16 protein-coding genes are annotated in these 18,324 nt (G+C 70.5%); 12 read left to right on the forward strand and 4 right to left on the reverse strand.

Annotated elements, in window-relative coordinates; translation table 11 throughout:
* Nucleotides 1-2: 2 nt before the first annotated feature.
* On the reverse strand, nt 3-1,070 hold the full coding sequence (gene queG, locus GXN78_RS29170) for a tRNA epoxyqueuosine(34) reductase QueG (protein ID WP_106554287.1): 1,068 nt from the start codon (nt 1,068-1,070) through the stop codon (nt 3-5).
* Between queG and tsaE the strand changes: the two genes are divergently transcribed.
* From tsaE to GXN78_RS29185, 3 genes are all read left to right on the forward strand, one after another.
* The gene (gene tsaE / locus GXN78_RS29175) at nt 1,056-1,553 is read left to right on the forward strand and encodes a tRNA (adenosine(37)-N6)-threonylcarbamoyltransferase complex ATPase subunit type 1 TsaE (protein WP_106554286.1); all 498 of its coding nucleotides are present in this window, start codon (nt 1,056-1,058) and stop codon (nt 1,551-1,553) included. The two genes, queG and tsaE, sit on opposite strands and share 15 nt — an antisense overlap.
* Nucleotides 1,550-6,655 (forward strand): indolepyruvate ferredoxin oxidoreductase family protein, encoded by a 5,106-nt coding sequence (locus GXN78_RS29180; RefSeq protein ID WP_164255835.1) that lies wholly within the window; start codon nt 1,550-1,552, stop codon nt 6,653-6,655. The genes tsaE and GXN78_RS29180 overlap by 4 nt, the downstream gene beginning before the upstream one ends.
* Before the next feature lie 146 nt (nt 6,656-6,801).
* Nucleotides 6,802-7,080 carry a glycine zipper domain-containing protein gene (locus GXN78_RS29185; protein WP_106554283.1) on the forward strand — a complete coding sequence of 93 codons (279 nt, stop codon included), beginning with the start codon at nt 6,802-6,804 and terminating at the stop codon, nt 7,078-7,080.
* A 66-nt stretch (nt 7,081-7,146) separates the two neighbouring features.
* Here the strand turns inward: GXN78_RS29185 and GXN78_RS29190 are convergent, their stop codons facing one another.
* Nucleotides 7,147-7,797, reverse strand: coding sequence for a DedA family protein (locus GXN78_RS29190; protein WP_106554282.1), 651 nt, complete (start codon nt 7,795-7,797; stop codon nt 7,147-7,149).
* Nucleotides 7,798-7,858: 61 nt separating this feature from the next.
* On the opposite strand from GXN78_RS29190, the gene mutL reads away from it, so the two are divergent.
* From mutL to GXN78_RS29230, 8 genes are all read left to right on the forward strand, one after another.
* A complete protein-coding gene (gene mutL, locus GXN78_RS29195) occupies nt 7,859-9,718 on the forward strand; it encodes a DNA mismatch repair endonuclease MutL (protein ID WP_106554281.1) in 1,860 nt (619 codons plus the stop codon).
* 147 nt (nt 9,719-9,865) lie between these two features.
* Nucleotides 9,866-10,834 (forward strand): alpha/beta fold hydrolase, encoded by a 969-nt coding sequence (locus GXN78_RS29200; RefSeq protein WP_106554280.1) that lies wholly within the window; start codon nt 9,866-9,868, stop codon nt 10,832-10,834.
* Between the two features lie 101 nt (nt 10,835-10,935).
* The gene (locus GXN78_RS29205; protein ID WP_181360464.1) at nt 10,936-12,126 is read left to right on the forward strand and encodes a Bcr/CflA family efflux MFS transporter; all 1,191 of its coding nucleotides are present in this window, start codon (nt 10,936-10,938) and stop codon (nt 12,124-12,126) included.
* Nucleotides 12,116-13,045: a tRNA (adenosine(37)-N6)-dimethylallyltransferase MiaA gene (gene miaA / locus GXN78_RS29210; RefSeq protein WP_106554279.1), complete on the forward strand. Its 930-nt coding sequence runs from the start codon at nt 12,116-12,118 to the stop codon at nt 13,043-13,045. The genes GXN78_RS29205 and miaA overlap by 11 nt, the downstream gene beginning before the upstream one ends.
* A 55-nt stretch (nt 13,046-13,100) precedes the next feature.
* The gene (locus tag GXN78_RS29215; protein WP_106554278.1) at nt 13,101-13,751 is read left to right on the forward strand and encodes an ABC transporter ATP-binding protein; all 651 of its coding nucleotides are present in this window, start codon (nt 13,101-13,103) and stop codon (nt 13,749-13,751) included.
* An 18-nt stretch (nt 13,752-13,769) separates the two neighbouring features.
* Entirely contained in the window at nt 13,770-14,174 is a 405-nt protein-coding gene (locus GXN78_RS29220) for a DUF4189 domain-containing protein (RefSeq protein ID WP_106554277.1), read from the forward strand.
* A gap of 2 nt (nt 14,175-14,176) precedes the next feature.
* Nucleotides 14,177-14,836 (forward strand): ankyrin repeat domain-containing protein, encoded by a 660-nt coding sequence (locus GXN78_RS29225; RefSeq protein WP_164255837.1) that lies wholly within the window; start codon nt 14,177-14,179, stop codon nt 14,834-14,836.
* A complete protein-coding gene (locus GXN78_RS29230; RefSeq protein WP_106554275.1) occupies nt 14,833-16,191 on the forward strand; it encodes a Gfo/Idh/MocA family oxidoreductase in 1,359 nt (452 codons plus the stop codon). The genes GXN78_RS29225 and GXN78_RS29230 overlap by 4 nt, the downstream gene beginning before the upstream one ends.
* 40 nt (nt 16,192-16,231) lie before the next feature.
* Here GXN78_RS29230 and GXN78_RS29235 read toward each other — a convergent pair whose 3' ends face one another.
* On the reverse strand, nt 16,232-16,456 hold the full coding sequence (locus GXN78_RS29235) for a type II toxin-antitoxin system HicA family toxin (RefSeq protein WP_106554274.1): 225 nt from the start codon (nt 16,454-16,456) through the stop codon (nt 16,232-16,234).
* Complete coding sequence (locus GXN78_RS29240) at nt 16,456-16,683, reverse strand: DUF1902 domain-containing protein (RefSeq protein WP_106554273.1); 228 nt, start codon at nt 16,681-16,683, stop codon at nt 16,456-16,458. The genes GXN78_RS29235 and GXN78_RS29240 overlap by 1 nt, the downstream gene beginning before the upstream one ends.
* Before the next feature lie 239 nt (nt 16,684-16,922).
* Here GXN78_RS29240 and GXN78_RS29245 point away from each other — a divergent pair, with 239 nt between their 5' ends.
* Nucleotides 16,923-18,287 carry an aromatic ring-hydroxylating dioxygenase subunit alpha gene (locus tag GXN78_RS29245; RefSeq protein ID WP_106554272.1) on the forward strand — a complete coding sequence of 455 codons (1,365 nt, stop codon included), beginning with the start codon at nt 16,923-16,925 and terminating at the stop codon, nt 18,285-18,287.
* Nucleotides 18,288-18,324 lie beyond the last annotated feature (37 nt).

The raw sequence follows: 18,324 nt of genomic DNA on the forward strand, positions 1-18,324 counted from the left end.
CATTACGCGCCCTCGCCGAGGCCCCATTCGACATGCTCGCGCACCAGCGCGCTGGGATGGCCGCGCCGCGTGGCCAGTGCGTCGCGCGCCTCCGCCTGCCCGGCGCGCAGCGCATTGCCCAGCGCCACCGCGATGTTGCGCAGCCAGCGCTCGTGGCCGATGCGGCGGATCGGGCTGCCTTCGGTGAAGCGCAGGAACTCCGCCTCGCTCCATGCGAAAAGCTCGCCGAGCTGGCGCCCGGTCAGCCCCTCGCGCGCATCGAAATCGGGCAGCGCGCTCTTCTTCGCGAACTTGTTCCAGGGACAGATCAGCTGGCAGTCGTCACAGCCGTAGATGCGGTTGCCGATCAGCGGCCGCAGCTCGGGCGGGATCGGCCCGGCATGCTCGATGGTCAGGTAGGAGATGCAGCGCCGCGCGTCGAGGCGGTGGGGCGCGATGATGGCGCGCGTGGGGCAGATGTCGATGCAGGCGCTGCAGCTGCCGCAATGCGCGCTGACCGGTGCGCTGGCCGGCAGCGCCATGTCGACATAGATCTCGCCCAGGAAGAACATCGAGCCCGCCTCGCGGTCCAGCACCAGCGTGTGCTTGCCGCGCCAGCCCTGGCCGCTGCGCGAGGCAAGCTCGGCCTCGAGCACCGGCGCCGAGTCGGTGAAGACGCGATGGCCAAAGGCCCCGACCTCCTCGCCGATGCGATCGGCCAGCTTCTGCAGGCGCGCGCGCATCACCTTGTGGTAATCGCGGCCGCGGGCATAGAGCGAGACGATGGCTTCGCCCGGGCGCCGCGGCCGGTCGAACTCGATCGCCTGCCAATCCCCGGGCGTGCCGCGCGGCAGGTAGTCCATGCGCGCCGTGATCACCGACACCGTGCCCGGCACCAGCTCGGCCGGCCGCGCGCGCCGCGTGCCGTGCGTGGCCATGTAGTGCATCTCGCCGTGAAAGCCCAGCGCCAGCCATTGCGCGAGACCCGCCTCCGCGCTGGACAGATCAACGCCCGCAATCCCGATTTGGGAGAATCCGAGTTCCCGGGCCCAGGCCTGAATCCGACTCACGAGTTGATGGCTTCCGATCACCTGCCGATTGTAGAAACGCGAACCCTGGTGCAACGCTGGCTGAGCGAGGACGACTGCGATGCGCTCGCGGTCAAGCTCGCGTCATCGCAAGCGCTGGGCGATGCGTTCATCGCATTGCATGGAGACCTCGGCGCCGGCAAGACCACCTTCGTTCGCCACCTGTTGCGGGCGCTGGGGATCGGCTCGCGCATCAAGAGCCCGACCTACGCGGTGGTCGAGCCGCACGAGGCACCCGGCGGGCTCGCCATCTTCCACTTCGACTTCTATCGCTTCAGCGATCCGCACGAATGGGACGACGCCGGCTTCCGCGACATCTTCGCGGGCCCCGGCCTCAAGCTTGCGGAGTGGCCCGACAATGCTGCAGGGCGCATTCCGCTTGCCGACCTTGCTATTAAAATCGAAGCAATGACCGACGATACCCGTACCGTGACACTGCAGGCGAACACCGCGCTCGGCAGCCGCTTGTTCGAGGCCGCTGCATGAACCCCAAAGGACTGCATCGACGGGCGCTGCTGCTGCAAGGCGGCAGCCTCGCCCTGCTGCTCGGGGTGCACGAGATCGCGCGCGGCGCCACCATCGTCGCGGTGCGCGTGTGGCCGGCGAACGAATACACGCGCGTCACCATCGAATCCGATGGCCGGCTCAATTCGCAGCAGCTGGTGGTCGGCAACCCGCCGCGGCTGGCGGTCGACATCGAGGGCATCGACCTCAACCCGGCGCTGCGCGAGCTGGTCGGCAAGATCAAGCCCGGGGATCCCTTCATCAACGGCCTGCGCGTCGGCCAGTTTGCCCCCAGCGTGGTGCGCATCGTGTTCGACCTCAAACAGACGGTCGCGCCGCAGGTCTTCTCGCTCGCGCCGGTGGCGGCCTACCAGCATCGGCTGGTGCTGGACCTCTATCCGCAGCAGGCCATCGACCCGATGGAAGCGCTGATCGCCGAGCGCCTGCGCGACGCGCCCAAGGCGCAGGGCCGCGACAGCACCGTCGCCGGCATCGCGCCGCGCAATGCAGGCGCCGCCGGCGACGTGCCCGCGCCGCTGCGCCCGGCGCCGCCGGCCGTGGACCCGCTGGGCGACCTGATGGCGCAACAGTCGATGCGCCCTGCCCCCTCGCCCGGCAACGGCGCACCCGCGCCCGCCCCCGCGCTGGTCGCACCCGCACCACTGCCGCCGGTCGTGGGCACGGCGCCGGTCATGCCCGCCATGCCACCATCGGCGACGGCACGCGGCAACAACGGCAACGGCGGCACCGCCACCGCGAGCCGCACCGACCGCATCATCATCGTCGCCCTCGATCCCGGCCACGGCGGCGAGGACCCCGGCGCCATCGGCCCCAACGGCACGCGCGAGAAAGACATCGTGCTGCAGGTCGCGCACCGCCTGCGCGACCGCATCAACGCCAGCAGCGTCAACGGCAACCCGATGCGCGCCTTCCTCACGCGCGACGCCGACTTCTTCGTCCCCCTGGGCACGCGCGTGCAGAAGGCGCGCCGGGTGCAGGCCGACCTGTTCGTGAGCATCCATGCCGATGCCTTCACCACGCCCGAGGCGCGCGGCGCCAGCGTGTTCGCGCTGAGCCAGACCGGTGCCTCCAGCAGCGCCGCGCGCTGGCTCGCCAACAAGGAGAACCAGGCCGACAAGGTGGGCGGCGTGAACGTCGGCTCGCACGAGGCCCAGGTGCAGCGCGCCCTGCTCGACATGAGCACCACTGCGCAGATCAACGACAGCCTCAAGCTCGGCGGCGCCATGCTCGGCGAGATCCGCGGCATCGGCGCGCGGCTGCACAAGCCGCGGGTCGAACAGGCCGGCTTTGCGGTGCTCAAGGCGCCCGACATTCCCAGCGTGCTGGTGGAAACCGCCTTCATCAGCAATCCGGAAGAAGAGGCCAAGCTGCGCACCGTGGCCTACCAGGAAGACCTGGCCGATGCCCTGATGCGCGGCATCCACCGCTACTTCGCGCAGAACCCGCCGCTGGCGGCGCAGCCGCGAGCTGTAGTCCGGCATCCAAGCCCATGGCCGACACAACCGCCCCCGCCCCTCGCCCGCCCCGACTACCGCCTCAGCGACAGCCTCTGGGCCAGCGGCGGTCCGTCTTTCACCGGCACGCAGGCGCTGGTGCGGCTGATGCTGATGCAGCGCCAGCGCGATGCGGTCGCCGGCCTGGACACGCGCGGCTTCATCAGCGGCTACCGGGGCTCGCCGCTCGGCATGGTGGACCTGGCGCTGTGGAAGACCGGCAAGAAGCTCGACGAAAGCGGCATCCGCTTCCTGCCCGCCATCAACGAGGAGCTCGGCGCCACCGCCGTGCTCGGCACCCAGCGCGTCGAGGCCGATCCCGAGCGCACCTGCACCGGCGTGTTCGCGATGTGGTACGGCAAGGGGCCGGGCGTGGACCGCGCGGGCGATGCGCTCAAGCACGGCAACGCCTACGGTGCTTCGGCTCACGGCGGCGTGCTGATGGTCGCCGGCGACGACCACGGCTGCGTGTCCTCCTCGATGCCGCACCAGAGCGACCAGACCTTCCAGTCCTGGCATGCGCCGGTGGTCTCGCCGAGCTGCATCGCCGAGTACCTGGAGTACGGGCTGTACGGCTGGGCGCTGTCGCGCTTCTCGGGCAACTGGGTGGGCTTCACCGCGCTGTCGGAAATCGTGGAGAGCGCCACCACGGTCGACCTTGACCTCGTGAACGCCCGCGCCGCGACCTGGCAGGACGGCGACACCGTGCGCCGCATCACCGGCTACGCGCCGCCGGCCGACGGCCTGCACTACCGCTGGCCCGACCTGCCCTCGCTCAAGATCGAGCAGCGCCTGCATGCCAAGCTCGACGCGGTGCGCGCCTTCGCCCGCGTCAACAGCATCGACCGCCAGATCGTCGAGAGCGCCGATGCGACGGTGGGCATCGTCACCGCCGGCAAGGCGCACTACGACTTGATGGAAGTGTTGCGCCGGCTCGACGTGACCACCGAGGCCCTGGCTGTCCACGGCCTGCGCATCTACAAGCTGGGCCTCACCTACCCCGTCGAGCCGACCCGCATGGGCTGCTTCATGCAGGGCCTGAAAGAAGTCCTGGTGATCGAGGAAAAGGGCCCGGTGGTCGAGGACCAGCTGCGCACCATGTTCTACAACGCCGCCGAGCGCCCGGCCATCGTCGGCAAGCAGGACGCGCAAGGCCGGCCGCTGGTGAGCGGGCTCGGCGAGCTGCGGCCCTCGCGCCTGATCCAGGTCGTCGCCGACTGGCTGGCTGCTCATTTCCCCGACCTCGACCGGCGCCACCTGGTGCGCGACTTCACGCCGCCCGAGCTGCTGTCCAACGCCAGCGACAGCGTCAAGCGCCTGCCCTACTTCTGCGCCGGCTGCCCGCACAACACCAGCACCCGCGTGCCCGAGGGCTCGCATGCGCAGGCCGGCATCGGCTGCCACTTCATGGCCAGCTGGATGGACCGCGAGACCGAAGGGCTGATCCAGATGGGCGGCGAAGGCGTGGACTGGGTGTCGCATGCGATGTTCACCCGCGTGCCGCACGTCTTCCAGAATCTCGGCGACGGCACCTACTACCACTCGGGCTACCTCGCGATCCGCCAGGCGGTCGCGGCGCGGGCCACGCTCACCTACAAGATCCTCTTCAACGACGCGGTGGCGATGACCGGCGGCCAGCCGGTGGACGGCATCATCAGCGTCGACGGCATCGCGCGCCAGGTGGAGGCCGAGGGCGTCAAGCAGGTGGTGGTGGTGTCGGACGACATCGGCAAGTACAAGAGCCTCCGGAAGCGCTTCCCAGCCGGCACCGAGTTCCACGACCGTGCAGAGCTCGATGCGGTGCAGCGGCGCCTGCGCGAGATCGCCGGCGTCACCGTGCTGATCTACGAGCAGACCTGCGCCGCCGAGAAGCGCCGCCGCCGCAAGAAGGGCGAGCTGGTCGATCCGGCCCGGCGTGTCTACATCAACGACCGCGTCTGCGAGGGCTGCGGCGATTGCTCGGTGCAAAGCAACTGCATCGCCGTGCTGCCGCTGGAAACGCCGCTGGGCCGCAAGCGCAAGATCGACCAGAGCAGCTGCAACAAGGACTACTCCTGCGTCCAGGGCTTCTGCCCCAGCTTCGTCGGCGTGCTGGGCGGCGGCCCGCGCAAGAAGACCGGCGCGCTGGCCGCCGGCGCCGACGCCTTCATGCAGCGCGTGAACGCGCTGCCCCGCCCGGCGCCGCATGCCTGGACCGGCCCCTACGACCTGCTGGTGACCGGCGTCGGTGGCACCGGCGTCGTCACCGTCGGCGCGCTGGTCGCGATGGCGGCGCACCTGGAGGGCAAGAGCGCCAGCGTGCTCGACTTCATGGGCTTCGCGCAGAAGGGCGGCTCGGTGCTCAGCTTCGTGCGCGTGGCCGACATCCACTGGCGGCTGAACCAGGTGCGCATCGACACCCAGCAGGCCGATGCGCTGCTGGCCTGCGACCTCGTGGTGGGCGCCTCCGCGGACGCGCTCTCCACCGTGCGCCACGGCCGCACGCGCATCCTCGCCAACACCCACGAGACGCCTGTGGCCGAGAGCCTGCACAACCCCGATGCCAGCCTCAAGGCGCCGCTCTTGCTCGACAAGCTGCGCTTCGCCGCCGGCGCCGAGCGCGTCGAGACGCTCGATGCGCAGGCGCTGGCCGAGGCCTTCCTCGGCGATTCGATCGTCTCCAACATCCTTGCGCTCGGCTACGCATGGCAGCGCGGGCTGGTGCCCGTGGGTCTGGAGGCGCTGCTGCGCGCCATCGAGCTCAACGGCGTGGCGGTGGAGAACAACAAGCTCGCCTTCTCGCTCGGCCGCCTGGCCGCCGGCGACCCGGAGGCCGCGGCCGCGCTGCTGCGCAGCAAGTCGGCCGAGCCTGCACAGCCCGAGCCGCTGGAGGCGCTGATCGAGCGCGGCGTGGCCCACTTGGCGGCCTACCAGAACGCCGATTACGCCAAGCGCTATGCCGACACCGTCGCTGCGGTGCAGCAGCGCGAGGCCGCGTTGCACGCCGACACCACGCTGCCCTTCACGCGCGCGATGGCGCAGGGCCTGCTCAAGCTGATGGCCTACAAGGACGAGTATGAGGTGGCCCGGCTGTACACCGACGGCGAATTCGCGCGCTCGCTGCAGCAGCAGTTCGAGGGCGAGCTCCAGCTCGAGTTCTACATGGCACCGCCCGTACTGAGCCGGTCGCGCCAGGGCCGGCCGCCGCGCAAGTTGCGCCTGGGCGGCTGGATGATGCCGGCGATGAAGCTGCTGGCCCAGGGCCGCCGGCTGCGCGGCACCGCGCTCGACCCCTTCGGCTACACCGAGGAGCGGCGCATGGAACGCGCGCTGATCGAGGACTACCGGCGGCGCATCGAGTCGCTGCTGCCATCGCTCAGCGCCGAGCGCTTGAAGGTCGCCACCGAGATCGCGCTGCTGCCGCTGCAGATGCGCGGCTTCGGCCATGTGAAGCAGGCCAACGTCGCGCTGGCGCGGGTGCGGGAGGCCGAGCTGTTGCACCGATTCGATTCGAAGGCCTTTCCGCGGCCTGCGCCATCGCGCGCCGCCGGGCAGATCCGCGGCATCGCGGTGACCGCGTCACAGCGCTGACGCGCGGTCGCGCGGACGACTTCGCTGTTGCTTCTAGTTGCACGGACTCTGCGCACACTCTCGGGCAAGGGGGTGCGGCCGACTCCTACAACCACGAGACCGCAACTTCCCAGAATGAGTCCATCACTCCTCGAAAGGTGGACATCATGAACACACGTCTCTGGATCACGGCCGGTGCGGCCACGGCCATCATGACGCTGGCGGGCTGCGCAGCAGGACCGAATGAGCAATGGGGCACGGCGGGCGGCGCAGTGGGCGGCGCGGTGGTCGGCAACGCCATCGGCGGCAACACGGCCAGCACGGTGGGTGGCGCCGCCATCGGCGGCCTGATCGGCAACCAGGTGGGTCGCCGCGCCGACGAACGCAACTACTACCGCGGACAACGCAGTGGCGGCTACTACCCCTACAACGGGCCGACCTACTGAGCCCCGCTTCCCGCGTTGAATGCGGAAGGCGTGCCGATGGCACGCCTTTTTTTTGACGCCCCGCGATCAGCGCGCCGAGGAAGGCGTGCGGCCCGCGCGCCAGGCACCGAAGATCGCGATCAACCCCGGCACGATGATCAACGCCCAGATGATCTTGTCCAGGTGCTCCTTCACGAAGGGCAGGTTGCCGAACAGGTAGCCCGCCGTGCACAGGCCCACCACCCACAGCAGGCCGCCGCCGATGTTGTAGAGGCTGAACTTGCCGCGCGTCATCTCGGCCACCCCCGCCACGAAGGGCGCGAAGGTGCGAATGAAAGGCATGAAGCGCGCCAGCACGATCGTGATGCCGCCGTAGCGCTCGTAGAAGTCGTGGGCCTGGTCGAAGGCCTTGCGGTTGAAGAAGCGCGAGCTCTCCCACTGGAAGACCTTGGGCCCGAAGTAGCGCCCGATGCTGTAGTTGCACTGGTCGCCCAGGATCGCCGCGGCGATCAGGACTGGCACCGCGATCCCGAAGCTCATCAGCCCCGCGCCGCACAGCGCACCCACGATGAAGAGCAGCGAATCGCCCGGCAGAAAGGGCATGACCACCAGCCCGGTCTCGACGAAGACGATCAGGAACAGCAGCGCGTAGACCCAGGGTCCGTAAGCGATGACGAAGGTCTCCAGGTGTTTGTCGACGTGAAGGATGAAGTCGACCAAGAAGCTGATGATTTCCATGGGCGCGCATTATCCGGGTGCGGCGCACGCGCCCTCCGGGAAGCCCTTCTAGAATGACCGCGTGAGCGCCCTTCCCTCTGCCCTCCCCCCGGCCGCGCGCCGCCCCATCCGCGAACTCCCCGATGAACTGATCAGCCAGATCGCCGCCGGCGAAGTGGTGGAGCGTCCGGCCTCGGTGGTGCGCGAGCTGCTCGACAACGCCCTCGACGCCGGCGCGCGCCAGGTCACGGTGCGGCTCGCAGCCGGCGGCGTGCGCCTGATCTCGGTCGAGGACGACGGCCAGGGCCTGCCGCGCGACGAGCTGCCGCTGGCGCTGCGCCGCCACGCGACCAGCAAGATCGCCAGCCTCGGCGACCTGGAGACCGTGGGCACCATGGGCTTTCGCGGCGAGGCGCTGGCCGCCATCAACGCCATCGCCGAGCTCAGCCTGCTGTCGCGCGCGGCAGGCGCCGACGGCGCCTTCGCGCTCGACGGCCGCACCGGCGAGCTGCGCCCCGTGGCGCGCGCCACCGGCACCACGGTCGAAGTGCGCGAGCTCTTCTTCGCCACGCCCGCGCGCCGCAAGTTCCTGAAGACCGACGCCACCGAGCTGGCCCACTGCATCGAGGCCGTGCGGCGCCATGCGCTGGCGCGGCCCGAGGTCGGCTTCGCGGTCTGGCACGAAGGCAAGCTGATCGAGCAATGGCGCGCTGCCGAGGCGCGCGAGCCGCGTCTGGCCGACACGCTGGGCGACGAGTTCGTCGCGCAGAGCGTGGCGGTCGAGCATGCCGCCGGTCCGGTGCGCGTCACCGGCCGCGCCGGCATTCCCGACGCCGCGCGCTCGCGGGCCGACCAGCAGTTCTTCTACGTCAACGGCCGCTTCGTGCGCGACAAGGTGCTGGCCCACGCGGTGCGCAGCGCCTATGAAGACGTGCTGCATGGCCAGCGCCAGCCGGTCTACGCGCTCTACCTCGAGATCGATCCGGCGCGGGTCGACGTCAACGTGCATCCGACCAAGATCGAGGTGCGCTTCCGCGATGGGCGCGAGGTGCACCAGGCGGTGCGCCAGGCAATCGAGAACGCGCTGGCCGCCCCGCGCGCCGGCGATGCGACTGCGGTGCCGGCCGAGCCCTTCTTCAAGCCGCGCAGCGCGCCGGTCGTCCCGGCGTGGAGCCAACCGTCGATGCATTTCGCGGCCGAGCGCGGCCTGGGCGACGCGGCGGCGATGTGGCCCAGCGAGCGGCGCGAGCCGCTGGCGGCATCGTCCCCCGTCACTGCGCCGGGGACGGCAGAGGCCTTCCCGGCCGTTGCCTTCGCGCAGCCGGCCGCCCGGCCCGCGCCGCCGGCGGACGACCAGGCCTGGCCCCTGGGCCGCGCCCTGGCCCAGCTCCAGGGCATCTACATCCTGGCCGAGAACAGCCAGGGCCTGGTGATCGTCGACATGCACGCGGCCCACGAGCGCATCGTCTACGAGCGCCTGAAGACCCAGCTGGACGGCGCCGCCATCGCCAGCCAGCCGCTGCTGATCCCCGCCACCTTCGCCGCCACGCCCCAGGAAGTCGCCACCGCCGAGGCCTGCGCGGCGGTGCTGCCCGCGCTCGGCCTGGAGATCACACCCTTCTCGCCGCGCACGCTGGCGGTGCGCGCGGTGCCCGGGACCCTGGCCGATGGCGACCCGGTGGAGCTGGCGCGCAGCGTGCTGGCCGAGCTGGCCCAGCACGACGCCAGCACCGTGGTGCAGCGGGCCCAGAACGAGCTGCTCTCGACCATGGCCTGCCACGGCGCGGTGCGCGCCAACCGCCGGCTGACCATCGACGAGATGAACGCCTTGTTACGCCAGATGGAAGCGACCGAGCGCTCGGACCAGTGCAACCATGGCCGGCCGACCTGGCGCCAGCTCTCTGTTCGAGAGCTCGACAGCCTGTTCATGCGCGGCCGCTGAGTCCGCTTGCCGCCAACTTCCGCACATTTGTCGCAAGTTGGCCGCGTAACCAAGGGTTTTCACGCGTCATCGAGACCCCGGGCACGGCCGTTGCATGGCACTCTTGAGTTGAACTTTCGTCTCAATCGCCTGTCATTCAGCTTTCCGATGAAGTCCTGGTCCCTCTTCGCCTCCGCTACCGCCCTGGTCGCCTTGCTGGCCGGGGGCTGCTCCACCCTCGACGAGCGGCAGCGCGAATGGATCTTCCAGCCCAGCGACCGCAGCTGGGGCAACTCCGAGGCCATGAGCGAAGGCATGGAGCATGTCTGGATCGACTTCGACTCCAAGGTCACGGGCCAGCCGGTGCGGCTGCACGGCCTCTGGCTGGGCGGCGCGCCGGAATCGGCCGACACCCCGGTGCTGCTCTACCTGCACGGGGCCAAGTACAACGTGGGCGGCTCGGCGCCCCGCATGCGGCGCATGCACGAGCTGGGCTTCTCGGTGCTCGCCATCGACTACCGCGGCTTCGGCAAGAGCAGCAAGGCCCTGCCCTCCGAGGACTCCGCCCGCGAGGACGCGCGCGCCGCCTGGATCTGGCTTGCGGCGCGGCACCCCAAGCAGCACCGCTACATCTTCGGCCACTCGCTGGGCGGCGCGATCGGCATCGACCTGGCCGCGCAGGTGAACGACGAAAGCGGCACCATCGTCGAGAGCACCTTCACCTCCATCGCCGACGTGGTCGGCAGCTTCAAATGGGGCTGGCTGCCCTTCGGCCCCTTCATCACGCAGCGCTTCGAGGCGATCGCCAAAGTCAAGAACATCGGCGCCCCGCTGCTGGTGGTGCACGGCAGCGCCGACAGCCTGATCAACCCGACCCTCGGACGCAAGCTCTACGAGGCCGCCACCGTGCCCAAGCAGTTCGTGCTGGTCGAGGGCGGCTCGCACCACAGTACCGGCTCCATCGGCGAGGTGCAGTACCGCGCCGCGCTGGCCCAGCTGTTCCGCATGAAGCCGCCCACCGTGCTTGCGGCGCAGGCCCAGGAAGAAGCGGCCGCGCCGCGCGTGACACCTGCCGCGCGGCCGATGCCGCCCGCCGACCAGCGCGATGCCGGCTCGGCGCCGCCGCACAAGATCTGATCCCCGCCCCGCCGCTTCGGCGGATCGCATTTGCTACCCTCGGGCGCATGCCGCCCATCGCAGCTCCCGCTGTCCCCTCTGCCGAGACGCCCGGCTCACGCATGTCCCCCGCGCTCGTGGCCCTGCTGCTGGCGCTGCTGCTCGGCATCCAGCCCGTCACCACCGACCTCTACCTGCCCGCCCTGCCCGCGCTGACGGCCGGCTTCGGCGCGGCCATGGGCCAGGCCCAGCTCACGCTGAGCGCACTGCTCCTGGCCTTCGGCTGTGCGCAGCTGGTGCTCGGCCCGCTGTCCGACCGCTTCGGCCGCCGGCCGGTGCTGCTGTGGGGCCTCGCGGCCTACGTGCTGGCGAGCGCCGGCGGCGCCGTCGCCGCATCGATCGAGCTGCTGATCGTCTGGCGCACGCTGCAGGGCGCGGCCATGGGCGCCGCGGTGATGGCGGCGCGCGCGATCGTGCGCGACCTCTACCAGCCGGCCGACGGCGCGCACATGATGTCGCGCGCGCTCACCGGCCTCGGCCTGATCGCCTGCCTGTGCGCGCCGGTGGGCGGCCTGGTGTCCGACCTGTTCGGCTGGCGCCTCGCCCTGGCGGTGCCGGCCCTGTTCGGCGCGCTGGCGCTGGCGCTGGTCTGGCTGCGCTTCGACGAGTCGCTGGCGCAGCACAATCCCGACGCGCTGCGCCTCTCGACGCTGGCCGCCACCTGGACGATGGTGCTGCGCCATCCCACCTTCCTGGCCTTCTCCGCGCTCACCACCGCTGCCTACGGCCTGCTCTTCACCTTCCTCGCCGCCTCCTCCTTCGTCTTCATCCAGGTGCTCGGGCTCACGAAGACGCAGTACGGCCTGGTGATGCTGTGGAACTCGCTGGCCTACATCGTGGGCACCTTCGTCTGCCGGCGCTGGCTGCCGCGCTTCGGCGTGCGCGGCAGCGTGGCGCGCGCCGCGTGGCTGACGCTGCTCGGCGGCACCGCGATGGGCCTGCTGGCGCTGGCCGGCGTGCACACGGTGTGGGCACTCGTCGTTCCGCAGACGCTGATCATGCTGGCGCACGGCGTGCACCAGCCCTGCGGCCAGACCGGGGCCGTCGGCCCCTTCCCGCAGGCCGCCGGCGCGGCCTCGGCGCTCAACGGCTTCCTGATGATGCTGGCGGCCTTCGGCATCGGCGGCTGGCTGGGCGCGCGCATGGACGGCACCGTGCTGCCGCTGGCGCTGGGCATGTGGTTCTGGAGCGTGTGCATCGCGCTGGTCGCCTGGACGCTGGTGCGCCGCTACGGCGAAGCCCATGGCCACTGAGGTCGGCTACGTGGCCCTGGCCGGCCCCACGGCGTCGGGCAAGACCGCGGCCGCGCTCGCAATCGCCCGTGCGCGGCCGGTGGAGATCGTCAGCGTCGACTCGGCCCTGGTCTACCGCGGCATGGACATCGGCACCGCCAAGCCCAGCGCCGCCGAACGCGCCATCGCGCCGCACCACCTGATCGACATCCGCGATCCGCGCGAGCCCTACAGCGCGGCGGCCTTCGTCTCCGATGCCACGCGCCTCGTCGCCGAGATCCGCGCGCGGGGCCGCCTGCCGCTGCTGGTGGGCGGCACCATGCTGTACTTCAAGGCGCTCGCCGACGGCATCGATGCGATGCCCGCGGCCGACCCCGAGGTGCGCAGCCGGCTGGAAGCCGAGGCCACCGCGCTCGGCTGGCCCGCGATGCATGCGCGGCTGGCGCAGGTCGATGCGCCTACCGCCGCGCGGCTCGCGCCCAACGACAGCCAGCGCATCCAGCGCGCGCTGGAAGTCTGGCTCACCAGCGGGCGCGCGATCTCCAGCTTCCATGCCTCGGAACGTGCGGGCGGCCTGCCACCGGTGGCGCTCTTCTCGCTCGAGCCCACGGAGCGCGCGTGGCTGCACCAGCGCATCGCCGAGCGCTTCGACGCGATGCTGGCGGCAGGCTTCCTCGACGAGGTACTGGCCCTGCGCGCGCGCGGCGACCTCGCGCCCGATCTGCCTTCGATGCGCAGCGTGGGCTACCGCCAGGCCTCGGAAGCGCTGGACGGCGCCTGGCCCCTGGCCGAGCTGCGCGAGCGCGGCATCGCGGCCACGCGCCAGCTGGCCAAGCGGCAGATCACCTGGCTGCGCAGCATGCCCGCACGGCGCGTCGTGCCGGCCGAGGCGCCCGATGCGATCGCGCGCATCGTGGCCGCGGTGGGCGAGATCGCATGAGCCGCCGGGCCGCTCCCAAGGCGAATAGCACCGTAGCCGAAGGCGAAGGCACGCCATGACGCTGAAAGTCGAGGGCCTGGCCAAGCGCTACGGCGACAGCACCGTCTTCGAGCAAGTCTCGCTCGCGGTCGCGCCTGGCGAGTTCGTCGCCATCGTGGGCGAATCGGGCGTGGGCAAGTCCACGCTGCTCAACTGCATGGCCGGCCTGGACAGCTGGGACGCGGGGACCATCGTGCACGACGGCGTCGACATTGGCGGGCTCGACGGCGAGGCGCGCGCGCTCTGGCGCCGCCGGCAGGTGGGCTTCGTGTTCCAGGCCTTCCATGTGCTGCCCCATCTGGACGTGGCGCAGAACGTCGCCTTGCCGCTCATGCTGCTGAAGCAGGCAGCCCCGGCGCGCGTGGCGCACATGCTCGAGGCGGTGGGCCTCGCGGGCCTGGGCGAGCGCCTGCCCCGGCAGCTGAGCGGCGGCCAGCTTCAGCGCGTGGCCATCGCGCGTGCGCTGGTGCACCGGCCTGCGCTGCTGCTGGCCGACGAGCCCACCGGCAATCTCGACCCGGGCACCGCAGCGAAGGTGATGGAGGTGCTGTTCGCGCAGACGCGCGAGCACGGCGCCTCGCTTGTGCTGGTCACGCATTCGGAGGCGGCCGCGGCGCGGGCCGACCGGGTGCTGCACCTCAGCGCGGGCGGCATCGTTCCCGGCTAGTTGTGCGATCCTTTGGGGATGCGCTTTCGATCACGTCCTGCCCGCCTGCCCGGCCTGCTTGCCTTGCTGCCGTGTCTCGCCCTCGCCGTGTTTACCGTCCATGCCGAGCCCAGCCCAAGCTGGGGAGCGATCGCAACCCTGCAGGGGTGGTATGGCTACGCCTTCGACCAACCTTCCCGCGGTGCCGCCGAGCTTGCTGCCCGCGCCCAATGCGATCGCGCAGCGGGCCGCCCGGGCGCCTGTGCCGTCCGCGCCTACTTCGATCGCGCCTGCGGCGCACTCGCCACCGGCAACTACGGGGAGTGGGGAACGGCCGTCGCGTCCACGGCCAGCGCCGCGGGCAAGGCGGCTGCGGGCCAATGCGAAAGCCATCTGCCCACCGAGCCCTGCAAGGTGGTCGTCAGCGTCTGCTCGCGGCGGTGAACATGCGAGCGCCGTCCAGGACATCGCTCTTCGCCGCGGCCAGGAACTGGGACGCGCCTGCCGTCGCGGCAGCGCTGGCCGCCGCACCTGAGCTGGTCAACGCGAGCGACCCTCGTGGCCGCACGGCCCTGCACCTGGCTTGCACGGTCAAGCCCGGCGGCAGCGCGCAGCTCGCGGAACCGAATGGCATCGAGACCGTGACCTGCCTGCTCGACGCCGGCGCCGAGCTCGAGGGCGCGGTGCCGATGGATGAAGACGACGGCGACTTTCGTGCGACGCCCCTCTGGTATGCCGTGGCGCGCGGCGAGAACCTTCCCTTGGTCCGCTTCCTCCTGCAACGGGGCGCGAACGCCAGCCACTCGCTGTGGGCCGTGGTCTGGCGAGACGACGACGCGATGTGCCGCGAGCTCCTGAAGACTCGGCCGGCGCTCGACCTGAAAGCGGAAGGCGAGACCGCCCTCTTCTATGCGGCCAGGCTGAAGCGGATCAAGACGCTCGGTCTTCTCATCGACGCCTGCGCCGATCCGTCGATCGCGGATCCGCAGGGCCGCGACGCGGTGGACATCGCGCGGGCGCGGCGACTTCCCCAGGAGCTGATCGACCGCCTGGAGTTCGCGCGGCGCCGAGAACATCGACCACACCGCAAGGACCTGAAGCCATGAGCCTGCATCAACGACTCCAGCAGCGCGCCGCCGAGAACAAGCCGGTGCGCATCGGCCTGATCGGCGCCGGCAAGTTCGGCGCCATGTACCTGGCGCAGATCCCGCGCACCCCCGGCGTGCAACTCGTGGCCATCGCCGACTTGTCTCCCGATGCGGCGCGCACGAACCTCGAGCGCGTCGGCTGGAAGCCCGAGCGCGCCGCCGCCCGCTCGGTGCAGGAGGCGCTGCAGAACGGCACGACCTGGATCACCGAGGACTGGCAGGCCCTGACGCGCGAGCCGTCCATCGACATCGTGGTCGAGTGCACCGGCAACCCCGTCGCCGCCGTGGAGCACTGCCTCGATGCCTTCGCGCACGGCAAGCACGTGGTCAACGTCACGGTGGAGGCCGACGCCTTCTGCGGCCCGCTGCTCGCGCGCCGCGCGCAGCAGGCCGGCGTGCTGTACTCGCTCGCCTTCGGCGACCAGCCGGCGCTGATCTGCGACCTGGTCGACTGGGCGCGCACCTGCGGCTTCCCGGTGGTGGCGGCCGGGCGCGGCCACAAGTGGCTGCCGCATTTCAGCGAATCGACGCCCGAGACGGTGTGGGGCCACTACGGCCTCACGCCCGAGCAGGCGAAGCGCGGCGGCCTCAACCCCAAGATGTTCAACAGCTTCCTCGACGGCTCCAAGCCCTCGATCGAGAGCGCGGCGGTCGCCAACGCCACCGGGCTCGGCGTGCCCTCCGACGGCCTGCTCTACCCGCCGGCCAGCGTGGAGGACATCCCCTTCGTCACGCGGCCGAAGAGCGAAGGCGGCGTGCTCGAGCGCAAGGGCATGGTGGAGGTGGTGTCCTCGCTGGAGGCCGACGGCCGCCGCATCCCCTACGACATCCGCATGGGCGTGTGGGTCACGGTCGAGGCCGAGACCGACTACATCAGGAACTGCTTCGAGGAATACAACGCCCACACCGACCCGAGCGGGCGCTACTTCACGCTCTACAAGCGCTGGCACCTGATCGGCCTGGAGGTCGGCGTCTCGGTGGCGAGCGTGGCGCTGCGCGGCGAGCCCACCGGCGTGGCCACCTGCTGGAACGCCGACGTGGTCGCCACCGCCAAGCGCGACCTCGCGGCGGGCGAGACGCTCGACGGCGAAGGCGGCTACACGGTGTGGGGCAAGCTGCTGCCGGCGGAGCGCTCGATGCGGCTCGGCGGACTGCCGCTCGGGCTCGCGCACAACGTGAAGCTGGTGCGCCCGGTGAAGAAGGGGCAGAGCCTTTGCTGGGCCGATGTGGCGATGGACACCGGCACGCATGCGTACAAGCTGCGCCGCGAGATGGAGGCGATGTTCGCGCCGGAGCGGGCCGTGGCCGCCTGACGAATTCCGAGGCTGCCATCTGGCGGGACCTCGGGCGTCCCTACTTTTGCACGAAGGACTCGGCGTCGATGCCGGCCTGTTTGAGGATTGCGCGCAGCGTTCCCTCGGGCATGTCGCCGGGGTGGTTGGGAATGGTGGTGTACCGGTTCAGCGCCGGGTTGAACCAGATCTCGTGCGAGCCCGCCGCCTGGCGGTGGAATTCCAAGCCGAGTTGCTTCAGGCGCTTGACGATGTCCCGATACCGAAAGCCCGCCAGCGCGCCCATCAGGTGGCGACGATGAGCGGGTAGTCGAAGACCTCGCGTACCGGCCGCAGCGGGGGGTTGATGGGGCCGCTCTGCGCCTCGATCAACTTCCTGGCCACATCGCGCGCGATCTCGATGGTCTCCTGAATCGTGCGGCCCTGCGCGATGAGGCCTTGCACCTCGTCGCTGGTGGCCAGGTACACGCCCTCGGGCAGCTTCTCGATGTGCAGCTGAATCATGTGTTCCATGGCGATGACTCCTGGTGAGCCGCGCGGCTACGTTCGCGCGTGCTGCGGCCGGTGGTTTTGATGGGCGCTGATGCGGCAAACTTGTTCAAAAGATACCACGTGTTGGTATCGGGTGCGGGTGAACCCTGACGTTCGGAAAAGCTGAACTCTCCGCATCGATCATGTGAATTGTCCAGACCTCCGGCCATCCCTACGATCCCTCGCATCGCCCGTCCCACGGGGCATGCACGGAGCCACGGATGTCCTACAAGGTCCTGTTGATCAAACCGTTTTCGGCCTACGAGCGCGAGCAGACGCCGGCCGAGGACGCGGATCTCACCCATGTCGAGCGCGGCTCGCCGGCCGGCGAATACCTGCGCCGCTTCTGGCAGCCCGTGGCGCTGTCCTCCGAGCTGGGGGAGCTGCCGGTCAAGGTGCGCATGTTCGGCGAGACGCTGGTGCTGTTCCGTGCGAAGAACGGGCAGGTCGGCCTGCTGGAGCCGCACTGCAGCCATCGCGGCAGCTCGCTCGAGTTCGGCATCTGCGAGGACAACGGCCTGCGCTGCTGCTACCACGGCTGGCTGTACGGCGTGGACGGCACCATCCTCGAGACGCCCGGCGACCCGCCCGAATCCACGCTGCGCCACAGCCTCTGCCACGGCGCCTACCCGGTGCATGAGTACAAGGGCCTGGTCTTCGGCTACTTCGGCCCACCCGCACTGAAGCCCGAGTTCCCGATCTACGACTCCTACGAGCATCCGGGCGACCGGCTGGTGCCTTACTACATCACCTACCCCTGCAACTGGCTGCAGGTGCACGAGAACGTGATGGACCCGGCGCACGCGGTGTTCCTGCACACGCGCATCAGCTTCTCGCACTTCGCGGACGTCTGGGGCGAACTGCCGGAGATGGACTTCGTGCCCACGCCCACCGGCATGATCTACGTGACCTCGCGCCGCTGGGGCGACAACGTCTGGGTGCGCTCCAACGACATCCTGCTGCCCAACCTGGCGCAGGTGGGCCATGTGTGGGAAGATGGCTCGACCCCGAAGGAGTTCGCGCGCGTCGCCATCACGCGCTGGACCACGCCGGTGGACAACACGACCTGCCGCATCATCGGCTGGCGCCACTTTCATGCCGATGCCGACCCGCGCGGCCTGGCCGACGAGAGCCGGTGCGGCCCCGAGTCGGTGGACTTCTTCGGCCAGGGCGGCGATCGGCCCTACGAGGAGCGCCAGCGCATCCCCGGCGACTACGACGCGCAGATCTCGCAGCGCCCGATCGCGATCCACGCGCTGGAGAACCTCACGCGCTGCGACCGCGGCGTGGCCATGCTGCGCCAGCTGCTGCGCCGCCAGATCAAGCGCGTGGCCGAGGGCGGCGAGCCCACCCTCTCGCCGGTGCGCAGCGGCGGCCTGATCCCCACCTACACGCACGACACGGTCGTGCCCGTGCCCGCGCGCGGCGGTGACCGCGAGGCCGACGGCGCGCTCTTGCGGGCCGTCAGCAAGGCCATCACCGAGATCGTCGTCAAGGGCCCGCACCAGGAGCAGGCCGACCGGCTGCAGCAGGTGCGCGCACTGATCCGCGAGTTCGCCGAGCGACAGCGCGAAGCCGTGGCCTGAAGGCCCTTCGACACCCGAACCCATCGTCATCGAGGAG

It is taken from the genome of Variovorax sp. WS11 (genome assembly GCF_010499245.1).
Classification (GTDB): Bacteria; Pseudomonadota; Gammaproteobacteria; order Burkholderiales; family Burkholderiaceae_C; genus Variovorax.